The 19,657-nt window shown below is 44.7% G+C and carries 19 protein-coding genes; 7 read left to right on the forward strand and 12 right to left on the reverse strand.

The genetic code is table 11. The annotated features are described in order from the left end of the window. Positions 1–35 precede the first annotated feature (35 nt). Positions 36–3,242: an efflux RND transporter permease subunit gene (locus V5G21_RS05630; protein WP_338465338.1), complete on the reverse strand. Its 3,207-nt coding sequence runs from the start codon at positions 3,240–3,242 to the stop codon at positions 36–38. A 41-nt stretch (positions 3,243–3,283) separates the two neighbouring features. Further along, positions 3,284–3,445, reverse strand: a complete 162-nt coding sequence (locus V5G21_RS05635) for a hypothetical protein (protein WP_156323118.1) — start codon at positions 3,443–3,445, stop codon at positions 3,284–3,286. 228 nt (positions 3,446–3,673) lie between these two features. Between V5G21_RS05635 and V5G21_RS05640 the strand changes: the two genes are divergently transcribed. Next, positions 3,674–4,546 (forward strand): TetR/AcrR family transcriptional regulator, encoded by an 873-nt coding sequence (locus tag V5G21_RS05640; RefSeq protein WP_011248245.1) that lies wholly within the window; start codon positions 3,674–3,676, stop codon positions 4,544–4,546. Between the two features lie 139 nt (positions 4,547–4,685). Here the strand turns inward: V5G21_RS05640 and V5G21_RS05645 are convergent, their stop codons facing one another. From V5G21_RS05645 to V5G21_RS05665, 5 genes are all read right to left on the reverse strand, one after another. Then, positions 4,686–5,405, reverse strand: coding sequence for a hypothetical protein (locus V5G21_RS05645; protein ID WP_212929691.1), 720 nt, complete (start codon positions 5,403–5,405; stop codon positions 4,686–4,688). Then, positions 5,402–6,280 (reverse strand): ATP-binding cassette domain-containing protein, encoded by an 879-nt coding sequence (locus V5G21_RS05650; protein WP_011248247.1) that lies wholly within the window; start codon positions 6,278–6,280, stop codon positions 5,402–5,404. The genes V5G21_RS05645 and V5G21_RS05650 overlap by 4 nt, the downstream gene beginning before the upstream one ends. Further along, the gene (locus tag V5G21_RS05655) at positions 6,273–6,641 is read right to left on the reverse strand and encodes a GntR family transcriptional regulator (RefSeq protein WP_212929690.1); all 369 of its coding nucleotides are present in this window, start codon (positions 6,639–6,641) and stop codon (positions 6,273–6,275) included. Before V5G21_RS05655 ends, V5G21_RS05650 begins: the two co-directional genes overlap by 8 nt. 152 nt (positions 6,642–6,793) lie before the next feature. After that, entirely contained in the window at positions 6,794–7,411 is a 618-nt protein-coding gene (locus V5G21_RS05660) for a class I SAM-dependent methyltransferase (RefSeq protein WP_212929689.1), read from the reverse strand. Between the two features lie 30 nt (positions 7,412–7,441). Then, the gene (locus V5G21_RS05665) at positions 7,442–8,248 is read right to left on the reverse strand and encodes a uroporphyrinogen-III synthase (protein WP_179291622.1); all 807 of its coding nucleotides are present in this window, start codon (positions 8,246–8,248) and stop codon (positions 7,442–7,444) included. 137 nt (positions 8,249–8,385) lie between these two features. Here V5G21_RS05665 and V5G21_RS05670 point away from each other — a divergent pair, with 137 nt between their 5' ends. The 6 genes from V5G21_RS05670 to V5G21_RS05695 all read left to right on the forward strand — a co-directional run bounded on the left by V5G21_RS05670 (position 8,386) and on the right by V5G21_RS05695 (position 14,362). Continuing rightward, positions 8,386–8,535: a lmo0937 family membrane protein gene (locus V5G21_RS05670; protein WP_153020492.1), complete on the forward strand. Its 150-nt coding sequence runs from the start codon at positions 8,386–8,388 to the stop codon at positions 8,533–8,535. A 129-nt stretch (positions 8,536–8,664) separates the two neighbouring features. Then, a complete protein-coding gene (locus V5G21_RS05675; protein ID WP_095317172.1) occupies positions 8,665–9,804 on the forward strand; it encodes an alcohol dehydrogenase catalytic domain-containing protein in 1,140 nt (379 codons plus the stop codon). A 169-nt stretch (positions 9,805–9,973) separates the two neighbouring features. Next, complete coding sequence (locus V5G21_RS05680) at positions 9,974–10,831, forward strand: MBL fold metallo-hydrolase (RefSeq protein WP_095236579.1); 858 nt, start codon at positions 9,974–9,976, stop codon at positions 10,829–10,831. A gap of 138 nt (positions 10,832–10,969) precedes the next feature. Further along, positions 10,970–11,875, forward strand: coding sequence for a manganese catalase family protein (locus V5G21_RS05685; protein ID WP_011248254.1), 906 nt, complete (start codon positions 10,970–10,972; stop codon positions 11,873–11,875). A gap of 169 nt (positions 11,876–12,044) precedes the next feature. Continuing rightward, positions 12,045–13,442: a DUF2254 domain-containing protein gene (locus V5G21_RS05690; protein ID WP_338465341.1), complete on the forward strand. Its 1,398-nt coding sequence runs from the start codon at positions 12,045–12,047 to the stop codon at positions 13,440–13,442. Between the two features lie 62 nt (positions 13,443–13,504). After that, positions 13,505–14,362, forward strand: a complete 858-nt coding sequence (locus V5G21_RS05695) for a glycine betaine ABC transporter substrate-binding protein (RefSeq protein WP_220557555.1) — start codon at positions 13,505–13,507, stop codon at positions 14,360–14,362. Positions 14,363–14,404: 42 nt separating this feature from the next. Here V5G21_RS05695 and V5G21_RS05700 read toward each other — a convergent pair whose 3' ends face one another. The 5 genes from V5G21_RS05700 to isdE all read right to left on the reverse strand — a co-directional run bounded on the left by V5G21_RS05700 (position 14,405) and on the right by isdE (position 19,612). After that, on the reverse strand, positions 14,405–15,712 hold the full coding sequence (locus V5G21_RS05700) for a hemolysin family protein (protein WP_053856836.1): 1,308 nt from the start codon (positions 15,710–15,712) through the stop codon (positions 14,405–14,407). 467 nt (positions 15,713–16,179) lie between these two features. Further along, positions 16,180–16,947 carry a class B sortase gene (srtB, locus tag V5G21_RS05705; protein ID WP_095294029.1) on the reverse strand — a complete coding sequence of 256 codons (768 nt, stop codon included), beginning with the start codon at positions 16,945–16,947 and terminating at the stop codon, positions 16,180–16,182. A gap of 15 nt (positions 16,948–16,962) precedes the next feature. Then, positions 16,963–17,733: an ABC transporter ATP-binding protein gene (locus V5G21_RS05710; protein ID WP_011248259.1), complete on the reverse strand. Its 771-nt coding sequence runs from the start codon at positions 17,731–17,733 to the stop codon at positions 16,963–16,965. Next, positions 17,720–18,703, reverse strand: coding sequence for a FecCD family ABC transporter permease (locus V5G21_RS05715; RefSeq protein WP_094425521.1), 984 nt, complete (start codon positions 18,701–18,703; stop codon positions 17,720–17,722). The genes V5G21_RS05710 and V5G21_RS05715 overlap by 14 nt, the downstream gene beginning before the upstream one ends. Continuing rightward, a complete protein-coding gene (gene isdE / locus V5G21_RS05720; RefSeq protein WP_095254970.1) occupies positions 18,704–19,612 on the reverse strand; it encodes a heme ABC transporter substrate-binding protein IsdE in 909 nt (302 codons plus the stop codon). It lies immediately after the preceding gene. Between the last annotated feature and the right edge of the window lie 45 nt (positions 19,613–19,657).

Here is a 19,657-nt window from a genome sequence, read left to right on the forward strand (position 1 = left end):
AAACCCTCTGGCTTATAAGCCAGAGGGCGATCGTGCTACTTGCGCAAAAGTTTCCGGCGCATTTTCATTAACAATTCGTAAACAATCGGAACGATGACCAAAGTGAGCAAAGTTGAGCTTGTCAAACCGCCAATGACGGTAATGCCTAGCCCTTTCGAAATGAGCCCGCCTCCTTCAGCACCGATTGCAAGTGGAATCAACGCGCCAATCGTAACGAGGGCAGTCATCAAAATTGGACGCAGCCGAACGGTTCCGGCTTCCAAAAGTGCGTCTCTCGTGGAAAGGCCTTCTTTTTCCTTATGGATTACACGGTCAATCAGAACGATTGCATTGGTGACGACAATGCCAATTAACATCAATATTCCAATCAACACTGAAATGCTAATGGTTTCCCCTGTCACAAACAAGCCAACAAGGGCGCCAATCACGATAAATGGCAGTGAGAATAAAATCGCAAATGGTGCAAGTCCACCGCCAAAAGTTACGACTAACACAAAGTAAACGATCGCAATCGCTACAAGCATGGCAATTCCTAACTGTGTAAATGATTCTTCGATATCAGCGGTTACGCCTCCAACTTGGACGTCAACCCCTTCAGGAAGCTCTAATTTCTCAATTTCATTTAAAACAGTTGTGGAGACGCCAGCTACATCATCAGACAAAATTTTTGCCGATGCTTCCGCATAAATCTGCCCATCCCTTCTTGTAATCGTTGATGAAGATGTACCTTCTTCAACTGAGACCAGATCGGCAATCGCTACTTGTGTACCAAGTTGCGTTTCCACTTCAACATCTGTTAGTTCTTCAAGGGAGCCATACTCTTCCTCATTTGTCGCAATGACCACATCAAGCTCTTCCCCATCTGCTTCCACTGTCGTTACGGCGTTATGGTCATCGACCTGGTACAGAGCCATGCCAAGCTGTGCTGTTGTCAAGCCTAGTTCACTCAATCGTTCTTGATCGACTTTCAGCGTGTACTCTTGGTAACGGTCAGCAATAGACGTTTCAGGATCGGCCAAGTCATCATGCTCCTCCAGAAGCGCTTTGATGTCTTCAACTGCCGGCTCAATGTCTTCTTCCGAATCACCAAACACCGTTACCGAAAATTCACTTGACCCTACGCCTCCAGTCGCAATGTCTTGCCCAGTCCATGTGCCGTTTTCCGTTACTTCTTCTAACGCCTCGACAACGGCTTCTTTTTCTTGTGTAAAGCCTTCAAAATCATCTTCATATTGAATGTAGAAAATCGCCGAATTAACTCCTGCCTGCATCATGGCCATCGATGAGCTTTGCGCCCCAAGGGAAAGTTGGAATACGTCAATTCCCTCTCTGTCAAGGAGCACTTCCTCGGCTGCATTGACGTCGTTTTCTGCATCTTCAAACGTTGTCCCTGCATTAGGCGAATAAGTGGCAAAAACAAGCTTCTCTTCTTCCTCTGGCAGAAAGCTTACACCGACAAAAGGTGTAAGGAACAAGCTGCCTACTAACAGGGCAACAGCGATAAGCGAAGTGATGATTTTATGGTTAAGAGCCGCTTCCAGTAGACGCCGGTAGCCAGATGCCAACTTGCCTGGCTTTTCTTCTTGCTTTTTATGTTTTTCAGGTGCGCCATTTTTAAAGAGCGAATTTGCCATCATCGGCACAACTGTAATAGCAACAAGCAAAGAGGCAAATAAAGCGAAAATAACCGTTAAGCCAAACGGAAGGAACAACTCTCCAACCATTCCTTCGACAAGCCCGAGCGGCAGGAACACAACCGCTGTGACAATCGTGGAGGACAGAATTGGCTTAAACACTTCTTTCGTTGCATCTTGGATTAATGCACGGCCAGACAGTTTTTCTTCTTTTGATCCCATACGCCTAAAAATATTTTCAACAACAACAATGGAGTCATCAATAACCCGACCAATGGCAACGGTCATCGCACCAAGAGTCATGATATTCAAAGTAATGTCCAACTGCTGAAGCACAATTAAAGCAATAAATAGCGAAACTGGAATGGAAATAACGGAAATGACTGTCGTACGGATATTCCGCAAAAACAACAGAATGATAGCGACTGCAAACAGCGCGCCAAACAACGCTTTGTTTACCATCGTTGCAACGGATTCTTCAATCGGTTCCGCTTGGTCTGTTGTAATGGATAGTGACAATCCGTCTTCTTCAAAAGAAGCAATCGCTTCTTTTACTTCGTCCGCTACTGCGACTGTGTTGGCATCTCCAGCTTTAACAATTTCGATCCCAATGGCCGTTTGGCCGTTCGTTCTTGAAATCGAATTCGACTCATTGACAACTTCAATGTCAGCTACATCTTCAAGCGCAATCGTTTCAAGCGCAAGCTCAGGCATTTCTCCAGTCAGTTCTCCGCCTTCCATGCCTTGTTGCCCTTCAATCGGCCCGCTTCCGTCAGGCATTTCGCCCTCTGGCATTTGTGGCATTTCACTTTCAGGCATGCCGCCTTCAGGCAATTGCCCCATTTCTGGCGCCCCACCACCAGCAGGGATGGACGGAAGCTGCAAATTCCGCAAGTCATCAAGTGTAGTCACCTTGCCGTCGATGACAACGGACTGTTCTTCACCTGAAAATGTATAAAGCCCCAACGGGAATCGCATCGATGATGCTTCCAACAATTGTGTAACGGTTTCTTCATCTAGGCCATGTTCGGCAAGTGCCTCTTCATCAAAAGTAATCTGCACTTCTTTTGTTTCTTGGCCTGCAGCGGTTACAGATTCAATTCCAGGTAAACCCTCTAGCTCAGGAATGATGTCCTGCTCAACACGCTCAGTTAGCTCCGTCAACGATGCGCCTTCTTCAGAAACGCTCAACGTTAAAATAGGAAAAGCACCAAAGTTGATACGGGATACAGTTGGTTCTTCAACCCCATCTGCAAATTCAAGTTGCTCAATCGCCTCTTTTGCCTCTGCTTCAGCCTCATCCATTTCCTTGCTAAATTCATACTCAATTTGAATCGAAGCGAAGTTTTCAAAAGAAGACGAGTTCACGGCCGATACGCCGTCCAAATTTTCTACCGCTTGTTCAATCGGGATGGATACCTCATTGGCAACTTCTTCTGGCGTAGCGCCAGGATAAGCGCCTGATACCGTAACAACTGGTGCATCAATGTCTGGGATCACTTCCCTGTTCATTGTCATCCCTGCATACAAACCGAAGACAATGAGCATAACTGTCAACAGCCAGACGGCAAACTTATTACTCATCGAAAACTGAATAATCGATTTCATGTAGCGTATTCTCCCCTTCTCTCTAATTGCACTCCCTTATTCTATAACGGCCTTTCACAAACGGATGCGTCGACACCGATTGATTTTAGACGTGAAACAATTTCTTCTAAAGAATAGGGTGGTGTTCTCGTTATTTCTCGAACATATGTAGTGGCTTGATTCGTCCAGAGGCCGCCGATAAGCAATGTATATTTTCGTTTCATGTTCCCCCTCCTAAATGTTGCAGTCGCCTCATGACTGACCGGTCAATTTTATACACTTAATCTTAGTTGATTAAACGTCAAAATACAACTGTGCCAACAATTTTACACAAAAAAATTTACAGAACCACAGCTTGAATTCCCCTTTTATGACTGAGCAGTCATTTTTGATTGCTTTGTGGCCATCTAATCTGTTACGATAATGGCAACTCCGAGAGGATGGGAATAGGAATGAACGAGAAAAAAACAACGATTATCGAAACGGCGATTCACTTATTTGCCGAAAAGGGCTACTTTTCGACGTCTATTCAAGAAATCGCATCTGAGGCTGGTATATCAAAAGGTGCTTTTTATTTGCATTTTGAGTCAAAAGACAAGCTGCTTATCGACATTTACCGCTACTATTACGAAAAGATGTCGACTTTATTGGACCGGATTGAACAAAAAAAGTTAACGCCAAGGCGGGCATTTCAAACACAAATTGAATTTTTGTTTGCCGAGGTTTCGAAGCATAAAGAGTTTATTATCATGCATTTTCAAGAACAAGTGCTGCCCATTAGCCACGAGGTGCGACAGTTTGTGTACGAGAAAAAGCTCGAGCACTACAATTGGCAAAAGCGGTCATTGTTATCGATCTACGGACAGGAAGCGGAGCGCTATATTCCTGACCTAATCCTGCTGTTTGAAGGACTGAGTCATTCGCTTTTTAAGCTTCTGCTTCTTACAAAACATCCCCTTAGCCCTAAAAAGGCAGCAACTTATTTGCTAAGGCGGCTCGATAACTTGGCAGAAGGGCTGGTTGCTGGGGGCGAAGAGCCGTTCGTCTCCGAACAGAGTCTTCAACAGTTAGACTGGCCCTGTTCAGGCAGCACCAAGGAGCAAGTTAAGCAAACACTTTCAGCGATTCGAAAACGATTGCCGACTTTGCACATCTCAGAGGAAAAAAAGCAAGAAGTCCTCGACGCCCTATCTGTATTGCAGGCTGAATTGGATAAAAAAGAGCCTAAGAAAATCATTTTTCAAGGCATGTTGGCAACAATGGCTACCGTTAAGGAGCTCCGTGAATTGTGCAATTGTGCCGCTAACCTGCTTGACATCCATTAACTTTACGCAACCACAAGAGAATAGGTTTCATTTTTTTTACGAACATAAAGCCTGATCGCTGTCATGTTGAGAACATAAAATCCAAAGCAGGCACTCGCCAAATCGCTTTGGATTTTATGTTTTGCACTATACGAGCTCGTTAGTCTTGAACGGTTTTGTTTTTAAAGAAGAAGTTTCTCTCACCGCCTCGTTCAAGTGGGCCATTTTTCATAATCACATAGGAAAGAGCGGCAGCTGCGAAGCCAATTGCGCCAATAACATGTAAAAAGACAAGATGGTTTTCAACAATCCAAGTAAACAACGTGCGAAGGTCAGCAAACGCCAAATAGGTAATGACAACTAGTGCAACTCCAGTTAAGCCTAACAAAAAACGCACCGTTCCAAAATAAAACCAGACAGAGTTTATACCAAAGCTAACGCCAAACAGAAACACACACCAAAGGAGATCAACCCAGAAATAAAGCAACGGATTGGCAGAACCAACTAATTCGCCCATATGAAAGAGGGGTGTATTGATTACTCCTTGGTTAAGCAAAAACGCATTTAATTGGTAAATACCATTTAACACAGCCATGCAAATGACAATAAACAAGCCAGAGGCAGCTAGCATACTAAACAAAAACTGCTTTCTTGTCCCCCCGAGTGCAAGCGTGTAAACATAGCCTTTGTTGTAAACTAAAAACGGATAAATCGCAAACAAGCCATAATAAGGGCCAAACAACGTGCCCATAAATGTGTCTACACTCATTCCTAACACCAGAAAAAACAACCACAATGCAACAGTTATACTCGTCAAAATATAAAACTGCATTCGCATGTCTTCAAACATTAAACGAAAAGGACCTTTCAATGCGTTCATTGCTGCACTTCCTTCTTTTGATTTTTTGTTAAAGAAACAAGATAATCTTGAAGCGATGCCTTTTCAATATTCACATGAGCTGCTTTTGCCCGCTCTGCCCATGTTTCAGAAAAGGAATCATCAAGCATGACATTCACGACATTTCCAAGAGTGCGTTCCTCTAAAATGTTATATCCTGCTGTTAGTTCCTCAATGGCCGCTCTCTCCCCAGTCAACAAAATGCCTTGCACCGTTAACATTTCGGTTTCTTCATAACGAATGACCGTTTTCTGATCGACAATCGCGATTTTTTCGCACAAAGGCTTTAATTCATCGATATGGTGGGTAGATAACAGAAACATCCGTGGATGGTCTTCATACGTTTCTAACAAAACTTCATAGAAAAGCTTTCGCATGTCAGCATCTAGCCCATTCGTTGGTTCATCCATAATTGTGACAGGGGTTTTTGAGGCCAAGCCGATGACAATTTTCGTCAACGTCTGCATCCCTTTTGAAAACTTGCGGATTTTTTTGTGGCGTGGCAGTTCAAATAAATCAACTAGTTCATTCGCTAATTCCCCGTCCCAGTTTTGATAAAAATACGAAGCGAATCGTAAAGCATCGCTGACATTCCATAATTCTGAAAACGGATGGTTTTCATGCATATAGGCCACATGCCTCATTGACCCACTATAATTGTAAGGCGCAATTCCGTTGACAAGCACCGTGCCGCTCTCTGGCTTTTCTAATCCCGCCAGAAGCTTCATTAATGTTGTTTTCCCGGCGCCATTGCGGCCCCAAAGCCCAATAATAATCGGCTCTTTCTCGTTGATTGTTACATTCTGTAGCGCCTTGGTCTCCCCATAGGAAAAGTGTACATTGTTCATTTCAATCATCATAATCCTCCTCAATCAAGCGTATGATCTCTTTTTTTGGTAAATGGATTCGCCTTGCTTCCTCCAGCATCGGGCGCACGTACTGTTGGTGAAAGTCAAGCTTACGCTCAGCTAGAAGTTTGTCGCGTGCTCCTTCTGCGACGAACATGCCAACTCCACGTTGTTTATATACATATCCTCCGTCCACTAACGCCGCCAATCCTTTTTGCGCAGTCGCCCGGTTGATGCGATAAAATTGAGAAAGGGCCGTCGTTGAAGGAAGTTGATCTCCCTCTTGCAGTTGGCCGTCAACAATATCGTCGGCAATCATTTCTGATATTTGCTGAAAAATCGGCTTCGAATCATCAAAAATGGACTTCACATTCTCGTTCCTCCTATTGTTGATCGGTTGATTAGTCGTGTGATCAACTATACAGTAAACACCTGTTTTTGTAAACCTGTTTTTTACCCAAAAAAGACCAGCCATGAACAGCTGGTCAAAACCGTACTTTATTCATTTTCTGCTATACCTTATTATTTACGGAGGACAAACGCTTGAAATTCTAGCTTTCCGCCAATGATCTCAGGCGTGACAACCGAGAAGCTTGCTACAGAAAAAAAGCGTGCAAGTATGTTTTTTAGCGCTTGAGCTTCATAAAAAGAAAAAAACCGCTTTGGCTGATAATGGTCCTCTTCCCAAACACCTTCAAAGTCTTCACCACCGTAAACACCTACATAAAACAACGCATCCTTTTTCATCACACGCTTTACTTCCAGCAAAATTGCGGGCAATTCTTGCTTTGGAACATGGAGCAAACAATTCATCGCCCAAACGGCGTCAAAGCAACAGTCAGCAAACTTAAGCTGCTCAAAGCTCATCGCTTCAGCTTTAAGCCCTTTCGCTTTGCAAAGACGAACAGAGGCTTCAGACAGATCTGCGCAAAAAACGTCCATTCCATGCGTTTGGAAAAACAGCCCATCGTGTCCGGGACCAGAGCCAATCTCAAGCAATGCCTGTTTATGTTCGCTCGCTAATTGCTGCATAAAACGTTCTCGTTCTTGTATTTTCCAGCCTGCCATAACGGCTTTTTCACGTTCTTGGACATGTTCGTTATAAGCAGCAGCAATGCTGGCTTTAATATCCCCGTACATAGTCCTCCCCCTTTAACATATACACAACCATCACGCTTCTAAAAACTTGCCTAGTTCAATGATCATCGCGCCCATCCGTTCTTTTTTAGGATAAATTACACGCCTGACCCCTTCTTCTGACAGAGCTTCGGCTGTGACTTTGCCAACGGCGCATGCAACTGTCGGTCCAGCAAACATATGCAAAAGCTGCTCGTGCCTTCCTGTTTCACTGGCTCTGGCAAATAGCGCCTTTGCTTGTAATGCCGTTGTAAAGCAGACGGCATCGTATTCTTTTTTCTCGAGCAACTCCTCTAAAAACAAGTCAATCGTTTCTCCTTTCGGAGCATAGTGGATATAGGGAAGCCATGCGGACACCATCGCCTTTCCCTCTTTTAAAAACTGTTCCAACGTTGGCGAAGGCAGACCGTACTGCTGAACAATAACTTTTTGGCCGTTCCAGTCGATTTCCTTTAATTGCTCAACTAATTGTGCGGTCGTCCCATCCTCTGACACGACATCCATAGGTATATTTTCTTTCAACAACGCGTTTTTCGCTTTGTAGCCTCGCACAGCAATGCGAGCAGAACGAACTTGCTTTATAAATGCCTCTTTTACCCCTGCTTCCTCTGCAAAAGCGAGCAGCGTCTGGACACCGATGCCAGTCGTAAAAATAAACCAATCGGGCTGTGTAGCAAGCCCTGAGATTATCGCTTCTGTCACGGTTTCTTGATCTTGAATGACCGTGCCTTGCAACGAACGGACGGCACTCGTTGCCCCCTGCTTATGTAAAAGCGCCTCCATTTCTTCCGTTTTCCGCGAAGCAGTTAAGGCCACATGTTTTCCTGCTAGTCCTCCCATTTGTGCCACTCCTTTACTCATAACTATTTTCACTATACCATAGCCTCTTCGTTCCACACCGCCCTTTCGATGTTTAACAATGACCGATTAGGGAAAGATTAAAAAAACGAAACACGTTAAAAATGGGAGTGAAAAAGATGCTGTGGACCATTATTGTCATTATTTTAGTATTGTGGCTGCTAGGCTTGATTGCTGACATTGGCGGAGGTCTCATTAACCTGTTGCTAATTGTTGCTTTAGTCGTTTTTATTTTTCAAATGCTCAACATGCGAAAAGGAAAATCGTAACCCTATAATAAAAGCGCCGCTGCATCGTGTTGCAGCGGCGCTTTTATTATTAGATTGTCCAAGGAAGTTTTAATCTCCGTTAGAGAAGGAATAGCCCCTTACATACTAAACAAGGAGGGGCATTCACAGATGAAAGCAGTTACCTTTCAAGGCAAAATGCAGATGGAACCAAAGGAAGTACCTGCACCTTCCATTCAACAAGACACAGACATTATCGTAAGAATTACCGCAAGTGGTATTTGCGGATCGGATTTGCATTTGTATCACGGCGGCATCGTGCCTGAAACCGATTATGTAGTGGGCCATGAACCGATGGGCATCGTCGAGGAAGTCGGGCCAATGGTCAAGTCGTTAAAAAAGGGCGACCGCGTCGTCATTCCTTTTAACGTCAGCTGCGGAGAATGTTTCTTTTGCCAACACCAAATGGAAAGCCAGTGCGACAACTCTAACGGAAACCCTCATTCGGATGCAGGCGGTTTATTTGGTTTTGCTGAGCAGTTTGGAAATTATCCAGGCGGGCAAGCCGAGTATTTGCGCGTGCCTTATGGCGATTTTACGTCGTTTAAGCTACCGGCCGAGAGTGAATTGGATGACGAGCAAGTTGTTTTATTATCGGATGTGATCCCTACTGCTTATTGGAGCGTCAAACATGCTGGGGTTTCGACAGGCGATACGGTTATTATTTTAGGTTGTGGGCCGATTGGCTTAATGGCACAAAAATTTGCTTGGCTTCATGGCGCCAAACGTGTTATTGCTGTTGACCAAGTCGCACACCGCCTTGAACATGGAAAACGGACCAACTTAGTGGAAACCTATAACTTCAGCAATACGCCTGACATAGGCAAACAGCTCTATGAAGACACAGAGGGCGGCGCCGACGTTGTCATTGATTGCGTAGGCATGGATGGCACCGTTCCACCAGGAGAAACATTTGGCTCTAGCGGGGACAACCAATTCGGGACAATCCAGCCAATTGTAACTGCCAGCGAAGCTGTACGGAAATTCGGGACGGTGCAAATTACCGGCGTATACGGCTCCGAAGCCAATCAATTCCCAATTAATGATTTTTTCACACGCAATGTTTCTTTAAAAATGGGGCAAGCTCCTGTTGTCCATTTAATGCCCACCCTTTACACCATGATTGAAAGAGGAACGATTGACCCAACTGATATCATTACGCATCGAATGGGCATTGAAGATGCCCCAGACGCTTATCGGATATTTGACCAAAAAGAAGACGGCAACATTAAAACGATTTTTAAATTGTAAGGAATGTGCCCCATCACTCAACAAACGAGGAGTGATGGGGCACATCCAAGTGAGCAACGATTTTTGGTGGGCAGACCATGACTAGATACGCTGGGTTTACCTCCAGTCTGATACATGGTTTTTGTTTTCTTGTACACACTAGAGGCATCACAATTGTGGAGGGAAAGCAATGGATATCGTTGACTGGAATCATACTGCCCCGAATACGATCAAACTGCCGATGACTTCGGCAACGAGCGGGCTTATGCAAAAAGTGACGGAAAAACTTTTCTGTTTAACAACACAAATTGTCAATGTTTGTTTTATCGGCGACCCTACAAAAGCACATGGCTGGGTGTTAATTGATACAGGCATGCCTGGAAAAAGCGACATGATTACAGAGGCGCTCATCAAGCAGTTTGGCGAAAGCAACCCGCCATCAGCGATTCTATTAACACATGGCCATTTTGACCACGTAGGCGGCGCTTTTGATTTAGCACAAAATTGGGATGTCCCTATCTACATTCATCCCGACGAGCTGCCTTATGTAACAGGCGAAAAAGCTTATCCGAAACCGGATGCCACTGTCGAAGGAGGGTTAGTAGCCAAGCTATCCCGCTTCTTTCCAAATGAACCGATCCAGCTTGACGACTATGTTAAGCCACTCCCAGACAAACTTGATTTCGACGGCCTTGAGAATGAATGGACATGGCTACACGTACCTGGGCATTCCCCTGGTCAAGTTGCCTTTTTCCGTGAGCGGGACAAAGCTTTGCTATCAGCAGATGCGATTATTACTGTGAAGCAAGACGAGTTATTTGACGTCATCACCCAAAATCAACAAATTCAAGGTCCGCCCCGCTACTGGACCACCGATTGGACAGCGGCACATCGCTCCGTCCAAAAGCTCCGGTCATTAGATCCAGCCGTCCTCGTTCCTGGCCATGGATTGCCTCTTTTCGGCCAAGAGCTTCGCGACAGCCTCGCTGTCCTTGACCAGCAATTTGAACGCATCGCTGTTCCTGATTATGGGAAGTATGTGCAGTGACTTAGGGGCTCCCGCGTCTGGCAATACGCATTGCCGGACGCTTTTTTTTGTCATTTCCAAAGAGCCATTTCTGTTTAAAATTTTCTGTACCGGGTAGGTAGTCCAAGAACACTACCATATTCGCCGGGAGGGATATCATTGTTTAAGCGTATTGATAAACTGCAAATTGATTTGCCTGAACTAAATGAACCTGATCCAGAATCAGCTGGCGTGGTGCAAGAATTGTTAGGCGGCCGCTTTGGCGAAATGTCGACGCTGAACAACTATATGTTCCAATCGTTTAATTTCCGCAGCAAAAAAAAGCTTCGCCCTTTTTATGAGTTGATTGCGAGCATTACAGCAGAAGAATTTGGCCATGTAGAGCTTGTCGCCAATACAATCAACCTCTGTTTGGACGGGTCTGTTGGCAATGGCAGCACCAATCCCGACCATGCCCCGCTTAAAGAAGTTCAAGGCATCGGCAACAAATTTAACTTTTTGCTTGGCGGTCAAAATGCGCTGCCGACAGATTCAAGCGGCAAACCATGGACAGGCGACAATGTATTTTCGAGTGGCAACTTAGTCAATGACCTCCTCCACAATTTTTATTTGGAATGCGGCGCCCGCACCCATAAAATGCGTGTTTATCAAATGACAGAGAATGAAACCGCACGGGAGTTAATCGGTTATTTGCTCGTACGAGGAAGTGTCCACGCGGTTGCTTATGCACGGGCGCTCGAAGAAGTCACAGGCGTCAACATGACGAAATTGCTGCCTGTCCCAGACTTGGATAATAGCAAATTCGACCACGCCCATAAATACGAAGCAATGGGCGTGCACCGTAAGCTATATCGTTTCAGCGATGATGATTATCAATTGCTTAACCGCATTTGGTCTGGCCCGACACCGATTGGCCCTCCAGGTGAATTAGAAGTCGTCGATGGGACACCAGAAGGCGGTAAGATTCCTGATTTAGACCCTGTGCCTGAAGAATACGCACCTGGTTTTGATGAAGAACAGTTTAGAGAGCTCTCCAAGCGACTGCAATATGAAGCTGGGTTATAACAAAAACACGGTTGACAAACAAAACGCCTTTGCCTTTTCAAGGCGTTTTGTTTGTTGTCCTTTTCTGCCTCTTGACTCCATCAAGCGCCTTCTCGCTAGTTTGATATGGGGCGAACAGGGGTAAAGGACATTGTCTTGCTATAATCAACTAGATGAAAGGAAAAAACAAATGCATTTTCTGCACCTTTTTCCGCGCATGCTAAAAAAATTCAAAAATTTGTCCATACGTCAATTTCGCTACGAGATAAAAGCAAATGTTTGGGTCATTTGCTTGTTGTATGCAATCGTAGGCGTCTGCTTAGTTGCAATTGCTTATTGGCTTGACATGGAGCTGTCTTTAGGTGGAGCGGTTCCCCACTTTTTTCAGGCAGACTATGAATTGACGCGGCAAATCGTCAGCTCACTCGTAGCTGGAATCATTACGCTAAATGCATTTACATTAAACTCGATTTTAGTTGTCCTGACGAATTTTTCTGGGCAGTTTACACCGCGGATGCTGACAACGTTTATTTCTGATAAGCGTACCCAACATGTAATGGGGATTTTTAATTTGGTGTTTGTATTTATTCTTTTTTCGTTTTTTCTGCTTGATCAGCAAGTGACCAATTATTACTTTGCGATTCCGACGATGACGGTTCTGTTTATGTTGAGTGCTGTTGCTGCCTTTATTTATTTCATTAACCACTCTGTTAAATGGATGCAAGTCTCGAATATTATGTTCAATATGAAATGCGAATCGAAAAACCAAATACTAGAGACACTTGGAAAAGATTTGGAGCCTTACAGGACACGGGAACCGAATGGATCTCCGAATGATCTTTGCAACAAGGAGGCGATTACTGTTTGTGCAGCCAAGTCAGGCTACATTCAAATTGTCAATTACAAAAACCTCGTACGGTATGCACAAAAAAACGATCTCATCATTCGATTTGAAAGACGGATCGGCGAGTTTGTCTTGGAAGGAACGCCTTTGATGACTTATTGGGAGAGGGGAAGCAACCATGCAAACGTGGAAAAGCTACGGCAATGGGTATACATTGGCGCAAAAAAAACAGAAGTTCAAGACCTTGAATTTGGCATTAACAAGCTAAAAGAAATTGCGATTAAGTCGATTGGCAATGACGATCCTGATACAGCTTCAAATGCCATTTTCCAGTTGACGGATTTGCTTTTGTCGATTTCAAAAGTAACCCGTTTTACGCCTTACTTGACTGATCAAAAAAATGACCTGCGCGTCATAATTAAAAAAGAAACATTTGAATTTTACCTGTACTTCACCTTCTCCCACATCACCATTTATGCCCAAGACGATCCTGTCATCACCAATGATGTCCTTGAAGCCGTTTGCCTTCTTGTCGAGTCAATCGACTCTTCTTATTATCAAATTTCTTGGGAATTCGCTCTTATGGTCGCAAAAGGCTATCGCGCTCCTTTCACGTTCAATTATACGAGAAGCCATTTTCTTGACAGCCTGGAAAAAATAGCGAACACCACAGGAAACCAAGAGGGATACCGATCGTTTGTGGAAGAAGTCAAACAACAGGCTGAGGCGGACTCACGTTCGTAAGCAATTTTTCGCGCCTTTTTGTATACTAAGCCTGTACCTTATTTTATTTCAGGAGGAATGTTGTGAACAAAATAACAAGCATAACGGGAATTCTTTTGGCCGCTTTGACACTTGGCGGCTGTGCCAGCAATGAACAAACGATTACAATTGGCCACAACAATTACGCCGAGTCAATTGCTTTTGCCCATTTATGGAAAACGCTTTTAGAGGACCAAGGTTATCAAGTGGAACTTTCTCTTGTGGAGAAAGCAATGCTTTTTAATGGAGTCGAAAACGGCGATATCGATATCGGCTTTAATACTTGGCTCCCTTTCACTGACCAAGCATATGTCTCACTCGATTCAGAAGAAATAGACGTACAGGCTGATGGCGTCCTGTACGAAGGGACAACCTTAGGGCTGGCTGTCCCTTCGTATATGGATGATGTGGAAACAATTGGGGACTTAGCTGGCTATTTCGACGAGCTAAAGGGAACAATCACAGGGATTGATCCAGGCTCGGCGTTAATGCAATTGACGCAAGACGAAGTCATGGACCATTACGGCTTGGAAGAGTTTACTTTACAATCCTCTTCTGAACAAGCCATGATTGCCGAGCTAGATGCCCGTTACAAAAACGAGGAACCGATTGTCGTCACTCTTTGGAGCCCTCATTGGACATTTGGATCTTACGATTTAAAGTTTCTGGATGACCCAGATCGTGTTTATGGCGAAGAAGATGATATTTACTATATGGCTCGCAATGGTTTGGCAGAAGACGAGCCAGATCTTATTCAATGGCTAAATAATTGCCATTTTACAGAGGAAACGCTGTCTGAACTTCTTACGCTGCAACAACAGTATGAGGATGATATTGACGGGGCCGTAGCGGAATGGATCGAAAAACACGAGGATCTAGTTCACGCATGGCTGGAAGGTTAAACGTGAAAAACCCCTTCTCTTTTAAAAGAGAAGGGGTTTTTGCTATTCGACTTCCATCGCTTCTTTAGGCGTTAAAAACACATCAACCGTGTTGATTTGGTAGCCTTCAAACGAATTGACTTTAAACGTATACTTGCCATAGGTGAGCGTTTCTTCTTCTTGAAGATCGTATTTTTGCGTGAGCATCCAGCCGCCAATTGTGTCTGCGTCTTCATCGTCCATATCAATATGGAGCAACTCATTCAATTCGCCAATGAGTGTCTGCCCGCTAATCCGGTAGTGGTGCTCGGCAATTTTTTGAATATGCGGTTCTTCTTCAATATCAAATTCATCATTGATTTCGCCGACGATTTCTTCAATGATGTCCTCCATTGTGACCAAACCAGCCGTGCCACCGTATTCATCAAAAAGGATCGCCATGTGGCTCTGGTTTTTCTGCATTTCCACCAGAATGTCGCGGATAGGAACGGACTCAATAATTGTAATGGCAGGACGCATAATTTCCCTTAAATCTAAGGGATGGTCTGGTTCATACGCCAGCTTTCCTAACAGCTCTCGCACATTGACAATCCCGAGGACATGGTCCTTATCTCCATCTGTGACGGGATAGCGGGTATATTTTTGGTCGCGGATTTTCGCAAGAATTTCATCCATATCGTCGTCAATCGTCAGTGTGGCCATTTCCGTCCGCGGAACCATAATTTCTTTGGCAATCCGCTCATCAAACTCAAAAATTTTGTTCACATAATTGTATTCTGCTTGGTTAATCTCCCCGCCTTTGTAGCTTTCTGACAAGATCAAGCGCAGCTCTTCTTCACTATGCGTTACTTCATGTTCACTCATTGGCTGGAATCCAAAAGCTTTCACGATCAGACGGGCAGAACCGTTCAAAAGCCATATAAATGGGTAGAGCAAGAGATAGAACCAGATGAGCGGCCGGGCGATCCATAGCGTCACCTGTTCTGCTCGTTGAATCGCAATCGTCTTCGGAGCAAGTTCACCAATGACAACATGCAAAAACGTTGCAAATAGAAAAGAGATAAGAAACGAAATCGTCGTTACTAACGCATCGCTAATCGCAAAGGAGCCAATGACAGGATGGAGCAACCGCTCAAATGTCGGCTCTGCCAAACGACCGATCCCGAGGGCCGTAATCGTGATTCCTAATTGGCAGGCAGATAAATACTCGTCCAAGTGGGTAACAACTTTTTTCGCTGCTAACGCGCGTTTGCTGCCGCCCTCAATATGGGGTTCAAGTTGTGTACTTCGTATTTTTACAATCGCAAATTCAGACGCAACGAAAAACGCAGTGAGCGCAATTAAAACCGCTACGCCGATCAAATTAATCATTATGCCTATGTCCAATCAATTCCCTTATATAAGGGATTCACCTCCGCAATTGATTCGTGGATTGACGTTCATTTAATGACATTTATACGCATTACAGCTTCGTTTAGCCTTTTCATCATCACATCGCCTTCTTTCAAGCCACCTTTCTCGGTAGTATTTACAATTGGCTCAATTTCATTAGAAAACATGGGTAATTGACCAAAGGCGAATGAAATGTAGCTGTTTTGTCTGCATGTTTCTGCTTAGTGGCAAACAAGGCACGAGACCGCTCCATTTTATACTTAATATATTATTATAACGAATATATGTTAAGATACGATTAATAAACCGTGTAAAAATGTCGCAATTGCTCCTCATTGTCTTAAAGCGGTTATTTACATTAGACATCACTACCTGTAAAAAAACGCCAGCATTTTTGCCAGCGCCCGTCTCTTTATTTAAATTCATTTCTAAGTTTTTGTCCCCGATCAATCGCTGCTGCGTTCAATCAATTTGCCATGGACAACGAGCCTTCCTTCTGTTGGGTGAAGGCGATAATCGCATGTGGAAAGGGTAATAATTTGATCGTTTACAGTTACCTCTGTTTCAGCTTGAAAAAGCGAGCGTTCTTGAATATCGGTTAAAAAAGCTTCGTACGCATCATCTGATTGAAAATCGGTTTCTATATAATAAAAATCTGTTTTCGTTTGGTAAACAGAAAAGACTTCAATATCATACTGCGCGTCTGTTGTGTCATAAAACATGTCTGGCTGGTTATAAAAAAAAGACTGGTCCGTAAAGGCAGTAAGGTCGCTGAACATAGACGAATCTTTCATGCGATGCCCGTATAAGATCCGGTTCCGCTCCTCTCCCCCAATGTGATTGCGGTAATCCATAAAAATACTGCCTGCTCGTGTTTCCTCGCCTTTATAGTTGCGGTTTAAGTAATATTCATTATCGTGCCCTTGCAAGACTGGATAATCAATATTGGTCCTGCCAATAAAAATCCAGCCGACTATGTCATCGTTGATCGCGTGCAAACCTGAAAAAGCCGATTGCTGCAAATCCTGTAAGGCAGTGCCCTCTTTGCCTTGTCTAGCGGTTGGGCGATTGCTCCTTTCGTACAGCTGTTGGGCTTCCGCCAATACTGTACGATTGTTCCAGTAATCATAACCGATTTGAATCAAATTGGCGCAAGCATAAACAAACACGCATGCGAACAAGAAAGATATGACTTTGCTAATGGCTTGTTTCAATCCCCTCCCCCCTTTCTAAATACCAACTGGCAACAATACGAGGCCCGCTTCCGCGTCATCGCGCAAAACAGCACGAACGCCATAAATGTTTTCTACCATTTCTTCCGTCACCACTTCTCTTGGCAAGCCAGCTTTGACAATGCTTCCTGCCTGCATAACGATGAGCTCATCGCTGTATTGAATGGCTTGGTTTAAATCATGGAGCACCATCACAATTGTTGTCTTTTTTAACCGATTTAGTGAGCGCACAAGTTCCAATACTTCTAACTGATGGTACAAATCAAGGTACGTAGTCGGTTCGTCTAAAAGCAGGATGTTTGTTTTTTGTGCAAGCGCTAACGCAATCCAAGCGCGCTGTTGCTCGCCTCCAGAAAGAGACAACAACGGCAAATGGGCCTTGTTTTCTAATTTAGTCGCTTCAAGCGCTTCATTTACCGCAAGCTCGTCCTCTTCTTTCCAGTTGGAAAATCGTTTCCGATAAGGAAAGCGCCCATACGCGACTAATTTTTTGACTGTAATGTCAGCCGGTGCTTCATTTTGCTGGTAGACAACCGCCAAATGTCGAGCCAATTCTTTCGCCCGGTAAGAAGAAAGCGTCTTGCCGTCTACTACGACTTCGCCTTTTATAGGAGTCAGGCGATTTGCTAGCAAGGAGAGCAATGTCGACTTTCCAGAGCCATTGGGGCCAATGATTGTAGTAATAGTCCCTGGGCGGATCGCGGCATTAATGTGATTGATTGTCTTTTCATGATGACGATAAGAAAACGATAAATTACGAATGTCCATTCATTTGCTCCCTCTTTCTCAACAAGAAAATCAGGAATGGGCCGCCAATGATCGACATGAGAATCGATGCAGGAATCTCATTCGGTGCAAGGAGAAGGCGCCCAATCGTGTCAGCTGCGAGCAAAAGACTTGCGCCAGCCAATGCGCAAAATGGCAACAGCATTTTATAATCAGACCCAACCAACTGCCGACCAATATGGGGCACAAGCAGCCCTAAAAAGGCAATCACACCAGCAATCGCCGTCGCCGTCGACGCAAGCACCACCGCTGCAAACGAAACAAGAAGCCTTGCAGGAATGACACGCATGCCGAGGCTGCTTGCTGTGCGATCATTTAAAACTAATAAATTGCATATCGAATACAGGCAAAGGGAGAGCACAATCGCCACCCCGCCATAAAACAGCATAACGTTGGCGTCTGCCCATGTTTTCATCGACAATGTCGACGTCGTGGCTGCTGATATGCTTGTCACCGAATAGCTGCCTCTGTAATTAAATGCTTCGGCAAGACCGCTAAACGTTGCGTGGATAGCCACGCCAATCAATACGAGCTTTAAAGGATGTAAACCGTCTTTCCAAGATAATGAGTAAACGAGGCCACAGGCGATCATGCCGCCAAGAAAGGCAAACAGTGGCATATAATAAAACAGTTGCGGGAAGATCGTAACCGCTAATAACGCCGTAAAATTAGCTCCTGACGAAATGCCGATAATACTCGGGTCGGCAATCGGGTTGCGCATGACAGCTTGCAACAACGCGCCAGCAACCGCTAAAGCAGCACCGGCAAAACTGGCGATAATGATACGCGGAAAGCGGAGATCATAAATGACATTGACTTCTTCATCTGCTTTGCTAATAACCCCGTGCACAAGCTGTGAAAAGGGCACACGAATGCTGCCGCTCATCACCGACCAGTACAACAAGCCTAGTAGCAATCCAGCAAGACTAATAAACACAACCGTCTTTTTCATTTAATCGCCCGCCTCTGGATAGAGCATCGCTTCTAGTTCATCTAACGCTTCAACTACAGCGATATTGCCAGTCGTCCCAAACAACAGCTCTTCTAAATCATAAACGCGCCCATTTTTGACAGCGTTAAAATGTTTCCAAATGTCATTGGTTTTAAATTCCTCATCAAACATTTCAACGACTTCCTCTGGCATCCCATGGGCAGCTCGCAAAATCACATCTGGATTGGCCTGTTGCAAATATTCCGTATTGGACGCTAAATACTCAGCCTCCTCTTCTCCTTGAACAATATTTTCCCCGCCTGCAAGACGGACAAGGTCGCCAATGTAAGAATGCTCAGTCGCGACCAAATAACTTCCTGGCACGCCCATTAAAATCAATACGGACGGCGAATCCGCGTCCTTTGTCTGTTTTTGCAGCTCGCTAATCCGTTCATTAAAACGAGCGACGAGACGATTGGCTTGTTCTTCTCGTTGATAGGCCTCGCCCATTTCCAAGATTTCTTCACTCATCGCTTCCACGCTTTGAAAGTTCAAAAACTTAGCGTCAATACCAGCTTGAGCAAACGGCTCTTCCAAGTCAGCCTCTAGCGTTGTCACACTCCAAACGACATCAGCGTCCAAACTGCGAATTTGTTCCATATCTGGGCTCATTGGATTGCCAATTTCCGTGACATTCTCATAACGTTCCGGCAGCTCCTTGTAGCTAGTCGGAATGCCGACAAGCTCCAAGTTAAGAGCGTCAGCTAATTCTGTTGCAGAGACAGTCGTCGCCACGATCCGAGCTGGCTGCTCGTCTAATGGTTCGACTCCCTCCTCTGCTTTTTTCCCAGTAGCCCCTTCACTTGCTGGCTGACACGATGCAAGCATCACGGCTGCTGCCGCTATACCAACAGGTGTTCTCAGTTTCATTGCAAACAAGCTCCTTTTTAAAAGCCCTGGCCAAACAAGCGGCCA

Source organism: Shouchella rhizosphaerae, from assembly GCF_036700015.1.
GTDB classification, from domain to species: domain Bacteria; phylum Bacillota; class Bacilli; order Bacillales; family Bacillaceae_D; genus Shouchella; species Shouchella rhizosphaerae.